At 69.9% G+C, this 12,397-nt stretch carries 14 protein-coding genes and 1 pseudogene; 5 read left to right on the plus strand and 10 right to left on the minus strand.

Features of this window, described 5'->3' with window-relative positions:
* Positions 1–128: 128 nt before the first annotated feature.
* The 4 genes from ABZ260_RS12250 to ABZ260_RS12265 all read right to left on the minus strand — a co-directional run bounded on the left by ABZ260_RS12250 (position 129) and on the right by ABZ260_RS12265 (position 3,963).
* Positions 129–752 (minus strand): response regulator transcription factor, encoded by a 624-nt coding sequence (locus tag ABZ260_RS12250; protein WP_355616024.1) that lies wholly within the window; start codon positions 750–752, stop codon positions 129–131.
* Between the two features lie 3 nt (positions 753–755).
* Positions 756–2,114 (minus strand): sensor histidine kinase, encoded by a 1,359-nt coding sequence (locus tag ABZ260_RS12255; protein WP_355616026.1) that lies wholly within the window; start codon positions 2,112–2,114, stop codon positions 756–758.
* Positions 2,072–2,914 (minus strand): ABC transporter permease, encoded by an 843-nt coding sequence (locus tag ABZ260_RS12260; RefSeq protein ID WP_355616028.1) that lies wholly within the window; start codon positions 2,912–2,914, stop codon positions 2,072–2,074. Before ABZ260_RS12260 ends, ABZ260_RS12255 begins: the two co-directional genes overlap by 43 nt.
* Positions 2,915–3,120: 206 nt before the next feature.
* Positions 3,121–3,963, minus strand: a complete 843-nt coding sequence (locus ABZ260_RS12265; RefSeq protein ID WP_355616030.1) for an ABC transporter ATP-binding protein — start codon at positions 3,961–3,963, stop codon at positions 3,121–3,123.
* Positions 3,964–4,049: 86 nt separating this feature from the next.
* Between ABZ260_RS12265 and ABZ260_RS12270 the strand changes: the two genes are divergently transcribed.
* Positions 4,050–4,265, plus strand: coding sequence for a DUF397 domain-containing protein (locus tag ABZ260_RS12270; protein ID WP_355616032.1), 216 nt, complete (start codon positions 4,050–4,052; stop codon positions 4,263–4,265).
* Between the two features lie 23 nt (positions 4,266–4,288).
* On the opposite strand, the gene nucS is transcribed toward ABZ260_RS12270, so the two are convergent.
* The 5 genes from nucS to ABZ260_RS12295 form a co-directional block, all read right to left on the minus strand.
* Positions 4,289–4,948, minus strand: coding sequence for an endonuclease NucS (gene nucS / locus ABZ260_RS12275; RefSeq protein ID WP_030906521.1), 660 nt, complete (start codon positions 4,946–4,948; stop codon positions 4,289–4,291).
* 244 nt (positions 4,949–5,192) lie between these two features.
* Positions 5,193–6,347, minus strand: coding sequence for an ABC transporter permease (locus tag ABZ260_RS12280; RefSeq protein ID WP_355616035.1), 1,155 nt, complete (start codon positions 6,345–6,347; stop codon positions 5,193–5,195).
* On the minus strand, positions 6,344–7,222 hold the full coding sequence (locus ABZ260_RS12285) for an ATP-binding cassette domain-containing protein (protein ID WP_355616037.1): 879 nt from the start codon (positions 7,220–7,222) through the stop codon (positions 6,344–6,346). The genes ABZ260_RS12280 and ABZ260_RS12285 overlap by 4 nt, the downstream gene beginning before the upstream one ends.
* Entirely contained in the window at positions 7,219–7,554 is a 336-nt protein-coding gene (locus ABZ260_RS12290) for a transcriptional regulator (RefSeq protein WP_355616039.1), read from the minus strand. Before ABZ260_RS12290 ends, ABZ260_RS12285 begins: the two co-directional genes overlap by 4 nt.
* Positions 7,551–7,991, minus strand: a complete 441-nt coding sequence (locus ABZ260_RS12295) for a hypothetical protein (protein WP_355616041.1) — start codon at positions 7,989–7,991, stop codon at positions 7,551–7,553. The genes ABZ260_RS12290 and ABZ260_RS12295 overlap by 4 nt, the downstream gene beginning before the upstream one ends.
* A gap of 187 nt (positions 7,992–8,178) precedes the next feature.
* Here ABZ260_RS12295 and ABZ260_RS12300 point away from each other — a divergent pair, with 187 nt between their 5' ends.
* The 4 genes from ABZ260_RS12300 to ABZ260_RS12315 all read left to right on the plus strand — a co-directional run bounded on the left by ABZ260_RS12300 (position 8,179) and on the right by ABZ260_RS12315 (position 11,648).
* Positions 8,179–9,642 carry a 3-hydroxyacyl-CoA dehydrogenase NAD-binding domain-containing protein gene (locus ABZ260_RS12300; RefSeq protein ID WP_355616043.1) on the plus strand — a complete coding sequence of 488 codons (1,464 nt, stop codon included), beginning with the start codon at positions 8,179–8,181 and terminating at the stop codon, positions 9,640–9,642.
* Positions 9,639–9,959, plus strand: a complete 321-nt coding sequence (locus tag ABZ260_RS12305) for an ATP/GTP-binding protein (protein WP_355616045.1) — start codon at positions 9,639–9,641, stop codon at positions 9,957–9,959. Before ABZ260_RS12300 ends, ABZ260_RS12305 begins: the two co-directional genes overlap by 4 nt.
* A 34-nt stretch (positions 9,960–9,993) precedes the next feature.
* Positions 9,994–10,707 (plus strand): alpha/beta hydrolase, encoded by a 714-nt coding sequence (locus ABZ260_RS12310; protein ID WP_350924743.1) that lies wholly within the window; start codon positions 9,994–9,996, stop codon positions 10,705–10,707.
* 149 nt (positions 10,708–10,856) lie between these two features.
* Complete coding sequence (locus ABZ260_RS12315) at positions 10,857–11,648, plus strand: alpha/beta fold hydrolase (protein WP_355616048.1); 792 nt, start codon at positions 10,857–10,859, stop codon at positions 11,646–11,648.
* Positions 11,649–11,803: 155 nt separating this feature from the next.
* Here ABZ260_RS12315 and ABZ260_RS12320 read toward each other — a convergent pair.
* Positions 11,804–12,301: pseudogene (locus ABZ260_RS12320) on the minus strand (cellulose-binding protein); the annotation flags it as partial.
* Positions 12,302–12,397: the final 96 nt, after the last annotated feature.

The raw sequence follows: 12,397 nt of genomic DNA on the forward strand, positions 1-12,397 counted from the left end.
GGTTGGCTTTCGGGGAAATGGTCGGCCGATTTCCGGAGACCTGGTAGCGACATGGGTCGAAAGCCGCGAGGAATCCAGCACCGTGAGTAATGATCCCAGATGAACCGGAGTCAATGCGGAATGTGGGACTAGCGGACGAGCAATCCACGGTCCAGCGCCGTGGTCACGGCGGCGGTGCGATCGGAGACGCCGAGCTTGCCGAAGACGCGCAGCAGGTGGGTCTTGACGGTGGCCTCGCTGATGAACAGGGCCTTGCCGATCTCCGCGTTGGTCAGCCCCCTGGCCACCAGGGAGAGCACCTCGGTCTCGCGCGGCGACAGCGACTCGGTCACCGGCGCACGCATCCGGGTGACCAGCCTGGTCGCCACCGACGGGGACAGTACCGTCTCACCTTGCGCCGCGGAGCGGATCGCGGCGAGCAGATCCGCCCTGGAGGTGTCCTTCAGCAGGTATCCCGCCGCGCCCGCCTCGACCGCCCGTACGATGTCCGCGTCGGTCTCGTAGGTGGTCAGCACGATCACCCGGCTCTCCGGCCACTCGGCAAGGATGCGCGAGGTGGCGCTCACCCCGTCCCCGTCCGGCATGCGCAGATCCATCAGGATCACGTCGGGCCGCAACTCTCCGGCCCGTACGACCGCCTCGTCTCCCGAGGCGGCCTCACCCGCCACCGAGATCCCGGGGGCGGCCTCCAGCATGCCCCGAAGGCCCTCCCTGACCACCGGGTGGTCGTCGACGATCATCACACGAAGCATTTGTCACGCTCTCTGGCCGAGTTGGCCGAGTTGGCCGGGGTGTTCGATCCGGCCGGGCCGGCCGGCGGGCACGTTGGTCGGGTCGGAGGTCGGGCCGGACCGGTTGACGGGTGTACCGCTCTGGCCGGGGCGGCCGGCAGGGGAATCGGTGGGGATGACCACATCAAGGGATGTCCCCCCGCCCGGGAGCCCCGTCACGGTAAGGGTTCCGCCAATCTGCTCCACGCGAGCGCGCATGCCCCGCAGCCCGTACCCCTGGGCGCCGGACGGGTCGAAGCCGCATCCGTCGTCGCGCACCTCCAGCCGTACCGATCCGTCCAGGTAGGTGATCGAGACGGCCGCGGATCCCGCCTCTGCGTGCCTGCGCACGTTGGCCAGACCCTCCTGGACGGCACGGACGAGCACCACCTCCATCGGCGCGCTCAGCGGCTGGGAATCACCGTGTACCTCGAACCGCGCTGACAGTTCCGTCTCCTCGCCCAGCCGGTTCGTCAGCCGCCGCAGCGCCTCGTCCAGGGTCGAGCCGTCCAGTGGCGCCGGGCCCAGCGTGGTGACCAGCAGGCGGGCCTCCGCCAGGTTCTCCCGTGCCGTCCGCACGGCCAGCGCCAGGTGGCGGGACGGATCCGGCTGCGCCTCGGCCGCCTGGAGCAGCATGATGATGCTGGTGAAACCCTGTGCCAGGGTGTCGTGGATCTCCCCGGCGAGCCGCTCGCGTTCGGTCTGCGCTCCGCGCTCGGCCGAGAGCCTGGCCACCTCGGCCCGGCTGTTCTCCAGTTGCTCGATGAGCGCGGCCCGCTCCTCACTCTGCCTGGTGATTCGCTTGACCCAGACGCCGAAGGTGGAGGAGAAGAAGATGACGATGGTGATGACCGTCAGGAAGTTGAACGGCTCCGACGGCTCGATCAGGAAGAGGTAACGGATCGCCGGAGGGAGGCTGAGCGTGAGGATGGCGATTACCGCCCGCCTGGCGGGAAGGACGATGAAACACTGCGGGCAGAGTCCGAACAGGGCGAACGTCGCGTACGACGCGGTGAGTCCGGCCGGGGTGAACAGCAGGATCACCAGGGCGATGTAGATCGCCCCCCGGCGCTGGTTCCCGGTGATGATCGCCGGGCGGCCGAGCAGGAGATAGAGCGGCAGGACCGAGACCAGGCAGCCCGCCACGGCCACCTTCTCCTGCCAGGTGGTGTCGATGCTCAGCGCGGCCCAGGTGGGCAGGAGCGTCCCGATGACCAGGAGCATCTCCCAGCCGCGCAGCGACTGCCACGCGTGGGTCCCGGCTCCACCGCTGGGGGAGCCGGGATGCTCGGTATGTGCCGTCAGTGATCGCGGCGGCTCTTCCAACGGAACGTCATCAGGCACAGCACCAGTCCTCCGATGACCCAGGCTCCCAAGAGCAGGGCGACCCGGTCTAGTTCGTACGATTTTGCGAGCTCCAGTGTGGCACCGGCGTCGCCCAGGAAGACGGAGCGAAAACCCTGGCACATCCACTTGAGCGGGAACAGCGAGGAGATGTTCACCAGCCAGGACGGCAGCCGGGTGATGGGGATGAAGACTCCGGAGATGAACTGCAGTACCACGAACGGCATCACGATCACCGCGGTGGCGCTCTTGGACGACCGGGGCAGGCTGCTGATCGCGACCCCGAGCAGCGACGAGCCGAGCACGCCGAGCACGAAGACCCAGGTGAAGGTCGCCCAGACGGACGTCTCCGACGGCAGTTCCAGGTCGAACAGCATGACCCCGATGGCCAGCAGGATGACCACCTGGCAGAAGGAGATGAACAGGGTGTTGAGCGCCTTACCCATGAAGTAGGCGGTACGGGGCAGCGGCGTGCCCGCCAGTCGCTTGAGAGTGCCGTCGTCGCGTTCCACCGCGATGCTGATCCCGAGGTTCTGGAATCCCGTCATCGCGGCGGCACCGATCAGTCCGGCCACGTAGACCTGGGAGACGTTGAGCCCGGTTCCCTCCAGATCATCCGCGAAGATCGAACCGAAGAGCACCAGCATGATGATCGGGAAGGAGAAGGTGAAGATGACCGCGTCTCGTTCGCGGAAGAACATCTTGGTCTCGATGGCCGCTCGTGACAGCCCCAGCCGCACCGTGGAGGGGAGCCGGGGCACGACGGGTGGGGAGGTGGGTCGGGTGAGTGGCTGACTCATCACGATGTTTCCTTGGGGGGACATCTGCGGGGGGTGACGGCGGGATCTGGCTCGTCGCCGGTCGATCAAGGGGACAGCCGGAGCCGGCCGGGCAGTCGGTTGGGCAGTCGGTCGGTCTGCGGGGCGGCCGAGGCCGGTCCGTGCCCGGCGGACGGTCCCCAACGGCCCACCGGTCGGTACGCCGGTCGACAGGGCGGGCGGCCGGGTCAGGTGGGGGCCTCGATGAGGCGGAGGTAGATGTCCTCCAGGCTGGGGCGGGTCACGGCCAGCTCGGGGACCTCGCCGTCGAACCGGTGGGTCAGTTCCAGTACGGTCCTGGTCGGGGTGTTCGTCTCCAGGAAGCGGTGCTCGCCGCCGTCGGACCAGCTCACTCTGGCCTTGGCGGTGGCCCTGCCCCCCAGGGTCTTGGGCTCGCCCTCGGCCACGACCCGTCCTCCGGAGACCACGGCCACCCGCCCGGCCAGCGCCTCGGCCTCGTCCAGATAGTGGGTGGTCAGAACGATCGTGGTGCCGTCGCGGGCCAGGCCTTCGATCAGTTCCCAGAACTGCCGGCGCGCCTCCGGGGCGAACCCGGTGGTCGGCTCGTCCAGGAAGAGCAGCTCGGGGTTGCCGATCACGCCCAGCGCGACGTCCACCCGGCGCCGCTGGCCGCCGGAGAGCAGCCGGACGCGAGTGTTCGCCTTGGCCGCCAGCCCGACCTGCTCGATCACCTCATCCGGGTCCTTGGCGCCGGGATAATAGCCCGCGAAGTGCCGCATGGTCTCCCGTACGGTCGTCTCGGCCACGTCATTGGCCGTCTGCAGCACGATGCCGATCCGCGAGCGCCAGTCCCGGGTCGGCTTGCCGGGGTCGGCGCCCAGGACGCTGACCTCCCCGGCGTCCCTGGCGCGGTGTCCCTCCAGGATCTCCACGGTGGTGGACTTCCCCGCCCCGTTCGGGCCGAGGATCGCGAAAACCTCGCCCGCCTGGATGTCCAGGTCGATGCCCCGAACGGCCTGCACGTCGCCGTAGCGCTTGGTCAGGCCCCTCACTCTTACCGCTGTGCTCATGCCTCAAGCCTCGCGCCCGCCCGGGTTTCGCGGCACCAACGTTCGGTTGACCCGGTGTCCACCGTTCGGAGGACACGGCCCGGCTGGTGCCCACAGAGGCAGACCTGTCTCGTGCTGAGTGGCATAAGAGCACACGCAGCAGTGGAAACGGTGGGGCGTGCGTTGAGGTGGCACGGAATCTGCCGGGGATCGTGGCGGTGCGTGACAGCAAGAACCCCGACGGACCGGCCCTCGTCTTCACGCCCCTCGAATGGGACGCGTTTTTGGATGGGGCGGTCCGTGGGGAATTCGACCTGCCGTAATCCGGCACGTGCTCAGAACGTGCTCAGAACAGGGTGTCGTTGCGCTCGATGCCCCGTAGTTTGTCGTAGTCGAGGGTGACACAGTCGATGCCGCGATCGGCGGCGAGCACGCGGGCCTGTGGCTTTATCTCCTGGGCGGCGAAGATACCCCGTACCGGGGCGAGCAGCGGGTCGCGGTTGAGGAGTTCCAGATAGCGGGTGAGCTGCTCGACGCCGTCGATGTCACCGCGCCGCTTGAGCTCCACGGCCACTGTCGCGCCCGTGTGGTCGCGGCAGAGGATGTCCACCGGGCCGATGGCCGTCATGTACTCGCGGCGGACGAGCGTCCAGCCCGCGCCCAGGGTGGTGATGTGCTCGGCGAGCAACTCCTGCAGGTGGGCCTCGACCCCGTCCTTGATGAGCCCCGGGTCCACGCCCAGCTCGTGGCTGGTGTCGTGGATGATCTCCTCCATGGTGAGGACGAGCTTCTCACCGGTCTTGCCGTGGGTCACCGTCCAGGTGCCCTCCTCCTCGCGGAGCTTGCACGGCGGGTTCATCCAGTTCAGCGGCTTGAAGGCCCGGTCATCCGCGTGAATGGAGACGCTGCTGTCGGCCTTGATGAGGATGAGCCGAGGTGCCATCGGAAGATGGGCGGTGAGCTTCCCGACGTAATCCACGCTGCACCGCGCGATGACCAGACGCATGACCGAACCCTATCGGCCCGGCGGTGCCCGGATCTCCACGATCCGTCAGGCCAGGCGGGCGGGGCGGTGTGCGGGCTCCACACCGACCGGTCCGGCTGCCTGCGGGCTCGGCGTTCGAACCGGCACACGGCTCGTCCGTGGCGGGGGGTTCGAAGCGGCACGCCGTCTATCCGTGGTCCGTGCCGGCCCCGTCCGTACGGGTGACCTCACGTGCCGGGTCACCCGTACGACCGGAGCCTGGACCTCAGCGGACCGCCTCGGAGAGTTTGACGCGGGCGCCCGTGCGCAGCACCGCGCGCTGGTAGATGCGCGCGCCGAGCAGGAGCGTGCCCACCGTGGCCAGGAGCATCAGGGCCGCGCCCGTCGCGATCTCCCAGGCGAGCACCTCGCCCCCGGCCATCCGGACCGGCATGACCATCGAGGAGAACGGCGGCACCATCGACAGGATCCTGGCCACCGCGCTGCTGGGCTGGACCGCCGCGAAGTAGGCCACCAGGTAGGTGATCGTCATGAGCATCGTCATCGGCGTCAGCACACTGTTCGCGTCCTCCTGCCTGGACACCAGCGACCCGAGCGCCGCCGCCAGCGCGGCGAAGAACGCGTAACCGAGGATGAACCAGAACAGGGTGCTGATCACGATGCCCGTCATGCCCGGGGGCAGCTCGGCCACGAAGCCGGTCGCCATCGCCGCGCCGAGACCGGCCACGATGATCACGACGAGATTGGCCAGCGCGAGGGTGCCCAGCCCCAGGATCTTGCCGCCGAGCAGCTGCCATGGGCGGATCGAGGTCAGCAGGATCTCCACGATCCGGCTGCCCTTCTCCTCGATCACTCCCATGGCGACGTACATGGAGGAGTAGATGAGCAGGAAGAACAGGACCATGACCAGCAGGGACGCGATGCCCACCCGCACGCTCGCGTAGCGGGCGTCGGCGCCGACCGAGACCTGCTCCAGGGGGGCGACCTGCATCGCCTGGGCGACCTTGGCCGCGTCCAGGCCCGCGTCGGCCAGCTGACCCTGGGTCTGGACGGTCTGGTGCGCGTTCTCCAGCAGCAGGCCCAGCTCGCGGTCGACCTCGCCGTCGGCGAGCACCCTGCGGCCGTCCACCACCGCGGCGTCCACGTCGCCGGCGTTGACCGCGTCGCTCGCGGCGGCCTCGTCGGGGAACTCCCTGACGGCGATCGTCACGTCCTTGGCCGTGCCGGTCAGGACCGGCTGCAGCGCCTGCGACTGCGGTCCGACGAGGCCCACGGTGTAGGAGTCGGGCCCCGAGAAGAGCTTGGGCAGGAACGCGAGCGCGCCGACCAGCACGGCGCTCACCACCAGCCCGATGACGAACGCCTTCGTACGGCCGCGCGTGATGATCTCCCGCTGCGCGACCAACCACAGCCCGCTCACGCGACCGCCTCCCTGAAGATCTCGGTGAGTGTGGGCCGCTGCCAGCCGAAGTGCTCGACCTTTCCGGCCTTGACCGCGAGGCGCAGGATGTCCTGGCCGTCGCCGTCCACGTCCGCGACGAGGACCTCGTCGCCCTTCTCGACGACCTCTCCCGGCAGGGACGCGGTCCAGCCGGGGGAGGCGTCCCTGACGACCACCCTGAGCCGGCCGCGTCCCTCCCGGTCGCGCAGGTCGTCGACGGTGCCGCTGGCCACCATGCGGCCGGCGGAGATGATGCCGACCGAGTGGCAGAGCCGCTCGACGAGGTCCAGCTGGTGGCTGGAGAAGAGCACGGGCACGCCCGCCTCGCACCGTGCGGCGAGCACCCCGGCCAGCGCGTCGACGGCGAGCGGGTCGAGCCCGGAGAAGGGCTCGTCCAGTACGAGCACCTCGGGGGTGTGCACCAGCGCCACCGCGAGCTGCACGCGCTGCTGGTTGCCCAGGGAGAGCGCGTCCACCGTGTCGGTCGCGCGTTCGGTGAGCGAGAGCTGTTCGAGCAGGTCGCCGGTGGCCTTTTTCGCCCCGCTCGCGGTCAGGCCGCTGAGCCTGCCGAAGTACTCGACCTGCTCGGCGACCCGCATCTTCTGGTAGAGGCCACGCTCTTCGGGCATGTAACCGAACCGGCGCCGGTCTTCGAACGTCAGGGGCCGGCCGTCGCGGAGCACCGAGCCCGAGTCGGCGGTCAGCACGCCCATCAGGATGCGCATCGTGGTGGTCTTGCCCGCGCCGTTGGCTCCGACGAAGCCGAACATCTCGCCGGGTTTCACGGAGAACGTCACCCCGTCCAGGGCGGTCTTGTCGCCGTATCGTTTGTGTAGATCGTTTATCTCGATCATGGGGGGGATCCCTCGGTAAGGCGTCTCAACACGGAGACGTAGTCGTGGAACGCCCGGCGGCCCTCGTCGGTGAGGGCCAGCCAGGTGCGTGGGCGTTTACCCACGAAGGCCTTCTCCACGCGCACGTAGCCGGCCTCTTCCAGGGTGATGACATGCTTGGAGAGCAGGGAGTCGCTGACCTCGATGGTGTCGCGGAGGAAGCGGAACTCGGCCCTGTCGGTGGCCGCCAGAGCGGCCATGATCGACAGCCGGACGGGCGCGTGGATGACGTCGTCAAGGTCGTGCCGGGGGTGCGAGCCCGTACCACCTCCGGCTCCGTCCAGGCCGCTCACCGCTCCGCCCATAGCACGCGCCACGCCGCGTAGAAGGGCGGGACGCTCGCGCAGACCGTCAGTGTGACCAGCGTCGCGATCCAGCCGGGACCCGGGTCGTCGGGGCGGAAGAACGTCCCGAACACGAACACGGTCAGGAAGGCGACGAGGTAGGTGACCGTCACCGGCCCGGTGGACTTGTTGACCCAGGTGACCTCGCGGTCCTGGATTCCCATACGGCCGAGGTACCAGGCGAACACGGCGGTCAGCGCCACCCATGCCACCCCGACCACGGCCCGGGACCAGCCGGGGCCGAGATACATGATCGGCCAGTACGCGATCGTGGCCAGGCCGAGGATCGCATAGAGCAGGCCGACGACGCGTGCCGGTCGCCGGGTGCGCCGGTCGACCTCGCCGATCTGCCGCAGCGCCTCCTCCGGTGTCAGGTCGTCTCCCATGCCCCCTCCAGTCTTCATGTACTCAAATACTAATTACTACTCAACTCTCATTCAAGTACTTTCTTTCGGCTCCTGGGATGTCCGACCGGCTTTTGGGTAGCCGATCCCTCTCTGGGAGACTGTTGCGGTTCAAGGAACGGGCGGTTTGTCGCGCGGCGCGGGATCCGCGGACAGGGTGGGGAGAACGATGGCGGGCAGTTTCGAGACGGTCGGCGTGGTCGGCCTCGGCACGATGGGCGCCGGGATCGCCGAGTGCTTCGCCCGTGCGGGCATCGCCGTGATCGGCGTGGAGGCCGGTCCTGAGGCGTTGACGCGAGGCCGGGGCCATCTGGAGGACTCCACGGGCCGCGCGGTCGTCAGGGGCAGGCTGAGCGAGGCCGAGAGGTCGGAGATCCTCGGCCGGGTGACCCTCACCACCTCGCTGGAGGATCTCGCGGACGCCGACCTGGTGATCGAGGCCGTTCCGGAGGTCATGGATTTCAAGCGGGCGCTCTTCACCGACCTGGATCGGATCTGCAAGCCGTCCGCGGTGCTCGCCACCAACACCTCCTCGCTCTCGGTCACCGAGATCGCGGCCACCACCGGCCGCCCCGGCCGGGTGATCGGCATGCACTTCTTCAACCCGGCCCCGGTCATGAGACTGGTCGAGGTGATCCACACGCTGATCACCGACGACGGCCTGGCCGGCGAGGTCGCCGACCTCGCGCGCCGGCTCGGCAAGACCCCGGTGACCGTCGGCGACCGCGCCGGGTTCGTGGTCAACCGGCTGCTACTGCCCTACCTCAACCACGCCGCGGTCCTGCTGGAGAACGGCGTGGCCACCCGCGACGGCATCGACACCGCGATGAGGCTCGGTGCCGGGCTGCCGATGGGCCCCTTCGCCCTGCTCGACCTGATCGGCCTGGACACCTCGTACGAGGTGCTGAGCGTGCTCTTCAGGGAGAGCCACGACCGCCGTCACGCCGCCGCGCCGATCCTGCGCGAGCGGGTCGCGGCCGGACTGCTCGGCCGCAAGTCGGGTGGCGGCTTCCACCGGGCCGCCGAACCGGAACCGACGGCGGACGAGCCCTCGACCGGCCTGGTCGCGGTGCTGGGCGAGGGGGGTGACGCCTTCGCCGCCAGGCTCTCCGCCGCGGGCTTCAAGACCGTGCCCGTGCAGGACGCGGAGATGGTCGTCGCGCTGTCCAGCGTTCCCGTCGTCGAGCTGGCCCCCGGGCTCCCGCACCCCGAGCGCCTGGTCGGCCTGCACCTGGTGGGCGACCAGGTCGCCGAGGTCGCCTCCACCGCGCTCACCGGGCCCGAGGTCGCGCGGGCCGTGGAGGGGATGGTCCGGCTCATCGGCCTGGTCCCGGTGCCGTGCCGGGACAGGGCCGAGTTCGTGGTCGACGCGCTCCTGTACCCGTACCTCAACGACGCCGTCCGGATGTACGACTCCGGCTATGCGACCCGCGACGACATCGACAACGCGATGCGGCTCGGCTGCGGTTACCAGGCGGGACCGTTCGAGATGCTCGACGAGTTGGGCCTGGAGACCGTCCGCGACGGCCTGCGCGCCCTGTACGCGGAGTACCGCGAACCGTTCCTCGCGCCCGCGCCGCTGCTGGAGCAGCTCGTCGCGGCGGGGGTCCGGAGCTTCCGAGACCTGCCGTGAGCCCCCGCAAGGCCCGTCGGGCCGACCCGTTCGACCGCGGTGGCAACCGGGGTTCGGCCCGCCCCCTCGGCGGCTCCGTGCCCGGTGTCGACCAGACGGAGGAGTGGCCCGACGGAGACTGGCAGGTGCGCCGGGTCACCGGCGGCGCGGCGGACAAGGTCTACCGCTGCCCCGGCTGCGACCAGGAGATCAGGCCGGGCCTGCCGCACCTGGTCAGCTGGCCCGCCTGGCAGGGCGGCGAGGAGGAGCGCAGGCACTGGCACACCGCGTGCTGGCGCAACCGGGTCAGGCGCGGTCCTGGCAGAAGCAGATACTGACCGGCGTGGATCGCCGGTCGTGGTGAGGAGAGACATGGAGATCCGGGCCTCTACGGTGCTGCCCGCGCGCAGGGAGCCGATCGAGCTGCACACCGGTGACGGGCTGACACTTGTCGGTGAGCTGGCCCTTCCCGCGGAACGGCCTCCGGTGGCCACGCTGGTCTGCCTGCACCCGCTGCCCACCCACGGCGGCATGATGGACAGCCACGTCTACAAGAAGGCGGCGAACCGGCTGCCCGCCCTCGCCGACCTGGCGGTGCTGCGGTTCAACACGCGCGGCACCACCTCCGAGCGGGGAACGTCCCAGGGGGCCTTCGGTAAGGGTGAGGACGAGCGCCTGGACGTCGCCGCGGCCCTGGAGTACGCCGACTTCCACGACCTGCCCCGGGTCTGGCTGCTCGGCTGGTCCTTCGGTACCGAACTGGCGCTCAAGTGGGGCCGCGACCCGCTGGTGGAGGGGGCGATCCTCCTCTCCCCGCCGCTGCACAGGGCTACCGACGCCGACCTCGACGGGTGGGCGGAGTTCGGGCGGCCGCTGACCGCGCTGGTTCCGGAGTTCGACGACTACCTCCGTCCCGAGCAGGCCCGCGAGCGCTTCGCCAGGGTGCCCCAGGCCGAGGTCGTCGGGGTGGACGACGCCAAGCACCTGTGGGTCGGCGAGCCGTACGTGCGGATCGTCCTCAACGAGATCGTCCTGCGGGTCAATCCGGCCGCCCATCCCCTCCCCACCGAGGTCGCCGACTCGTAGGTACCCTGTCCGGTTCGGGCCCGTCCCGGAATCCTCGTCGCCGTATCGCCTGCCGGGTCCCATTCGTTGACCGCGGAGTTACCACAACGTCATAAACGGTTGTGGAACCGGGGGTGCCAGACGGGGGCTCCGGGAATACGGTGGACGGCGTGCGGCTGTACACGCGATCGGCTGGAGAGGGGCTTCCGGTCGTCCTCCTTCACGCGTTCCCCCTGTCATCGGCCATGTGGCTGGCCCAGCGTGAGGGCCTGGCCGAGGTCTGCAAGGTCATCACCCCCGATCTGCGCGGTTTCGGCGGCTCGGTGCTGGGCGGGGACGTTCCCTCCCTCGACGTGATGGCCGACGATGTCGTGCGCCTGCTGGACAGCGAGGGCGTCGACCGCGCGGTCGTCGGCGGCCTGTCCATGGGCGGCTACGTGACGATGGCCCTGTGCCGCCGCCACCCCGACCGGCTGCTGGGGGTGATCCTCGCCGACACGAAGGCGGGTGCCGACCAGGAGGCCGCGAGATCCAACCGCGAGCGGATCGCCGCCGCGGTGCTCCAGGAGGGCACCTCCGTCCTGCTGAAGGAGTTGCTGCCGGGGCTGGTCGGGCAGACCACGGTACGGAGCAGGGCGATGGTGTTCGGCCGGGTGCGCGGGCTGGTCCAGTCGGCTCCGCCGACGGCTGCGGCCTGGGCGCAACGGGCCATGGCCGGCCGTCCCGACTCCTTTGACACGCTGCGGGCGATCAAGACGCCGGTCCTGGTGATCGTGGGCGAGGAGGACGAGATCACCCCGCCCGCGGAAGCGGGCGCGATGGTCGAGGCGGTGCCCGACGGGCGGCTGGCCGTCATCGAGAAGGCCGGCCATCTCAGCGCGATCGAGCAGCCCGAGGCGTTCAACCGGGCGGTGTCGGACTTCATCGCCGAGCTTGCCGGGGGATCACCGCCTCGCGGATGAGCAGGGCGATCGCCGCGGCCAATCGAGATCGACCGGCGCCGTCGCAGCGCCTCGACGGCCGGGTTGAGCCCCACGGCGCCGAGAGAGCCTGGTGACCGTGAAGGTCACCAGGCTCTCTCGTCAGCCGTCGTCAACGCCCCGGAGTCAGCGGCCGCCTATTCCTGCCACCACTCCGCGTCGTCGTCCTTCTCCGCCCTGGCGGGAGTCGGAACCGGCTTCTCGGCACCGTTGGTGGCGGCGGGGATGGCCGGCTTCGGCGGGGCCGCGGTGATCGCGGGCTCCGGGTCGGCGGCCGGGAGCGGCGCGCCACCGAGCAGCTGGCGCAGCTGCGCGAGGTGGCTGGTGATGCTGTCGCGCTGGCGGGTCAGCTCGTCGACCTGGCGCTGGGCGACAGAGCGGCTCCGCTCGGACTCCGCCTTGGCCTCGGAGACGATGGACTCGGCGCTCGACTTGGCCTCGGACACGACCTGGTCGGCGTTCTTGCGCGCGTTGGCCAGCAGCTGCTTGGCGTGCGTGTCGGCCTCGCGGCGGGTCTGCTCGGCCTGCTGGGTGGCCTTGGTGGCGCGCTGTTCGGCGGTGGCCGCACGCTGCTCGGCCTCGGCGACCAGCTTCTGGGTGGCGGCCTGCGCGGTGGCGTGGCGCTCGGCCTCCTGGTTCCGGCATGAGACGCCGCGGCGGTCTCTCTAGGCGGCTTTCTAGTACGCGAGAGAGTGTCGGACGGCGGATGGGACACGCGAAGGGAAGGTGTT

It is taken from the genome of Streptosporangium sp. NPDC006013 (assembly GCF_040614275.1).
Classification (GTDB): domain Bacteria; phylum Actinomycetota; class Actinomycetes; order Streptosporangiales; family Streptosporangiaceae; genus Streptosporangium.

Coding starts and splice junctions, on each gene's coding strand:
- ABZ260_RS12250 (WP_355616024.1), bottom strand. CDS start 752: ATGCTTCGTGTGATGATCGTCGACGACCACCCGGTGGTCAGGGAGGGC.
- ABZ260_RS12260 (WP_355616028.1), bottom strand. CDS start 2,914: ATGAGTCAGCCACTCACCCGACCCACCTCCCCACCCGTCGTGCCCCGG.
- ABZ260_RS12265 (WP_355616030.1), bottom strand. CDS start 3,963: ATGAGCACAGCGGTAAGAGTGAGGGGCCTGACCAAGCGCTACGGCGAC.
- nucS (WP_030906521.1), bottom strand. CDS start 4,948: ATGCGTCTGGTCATCGCGCGGTGCAGCGTGGATTACGTCGGGAAGCTC.
- ABZ260_RS12285 (WP_355616037.1), bottom strand. CDS start 7,222: ATGATCGAGATAAACGATCTACACAAACGATACGGCGACAAGACCGCC.
- ABZ260_RS12295 (WP_355616041.1), bottom strand. CDS start 7,991: ATGGGAGACGACCTGACACCGGAGGAGGCGCTGCGGCAGATCGGCGAG.
- ABZ260_RS12300 (WP_355616043.1), top strand. CDS start 8,179: ATGGCGGGCAGTTTCGAGACGGTCGGCGTGGTCGGCCTCGGCACGATG.
- ABZ260_RS12310 (WP_350924743.1), top strand. CDS start 9,994: ATGGAGATCCGGGCCTCTACGGTGCTGCCCGCGCGCAGGGAGCCGATC.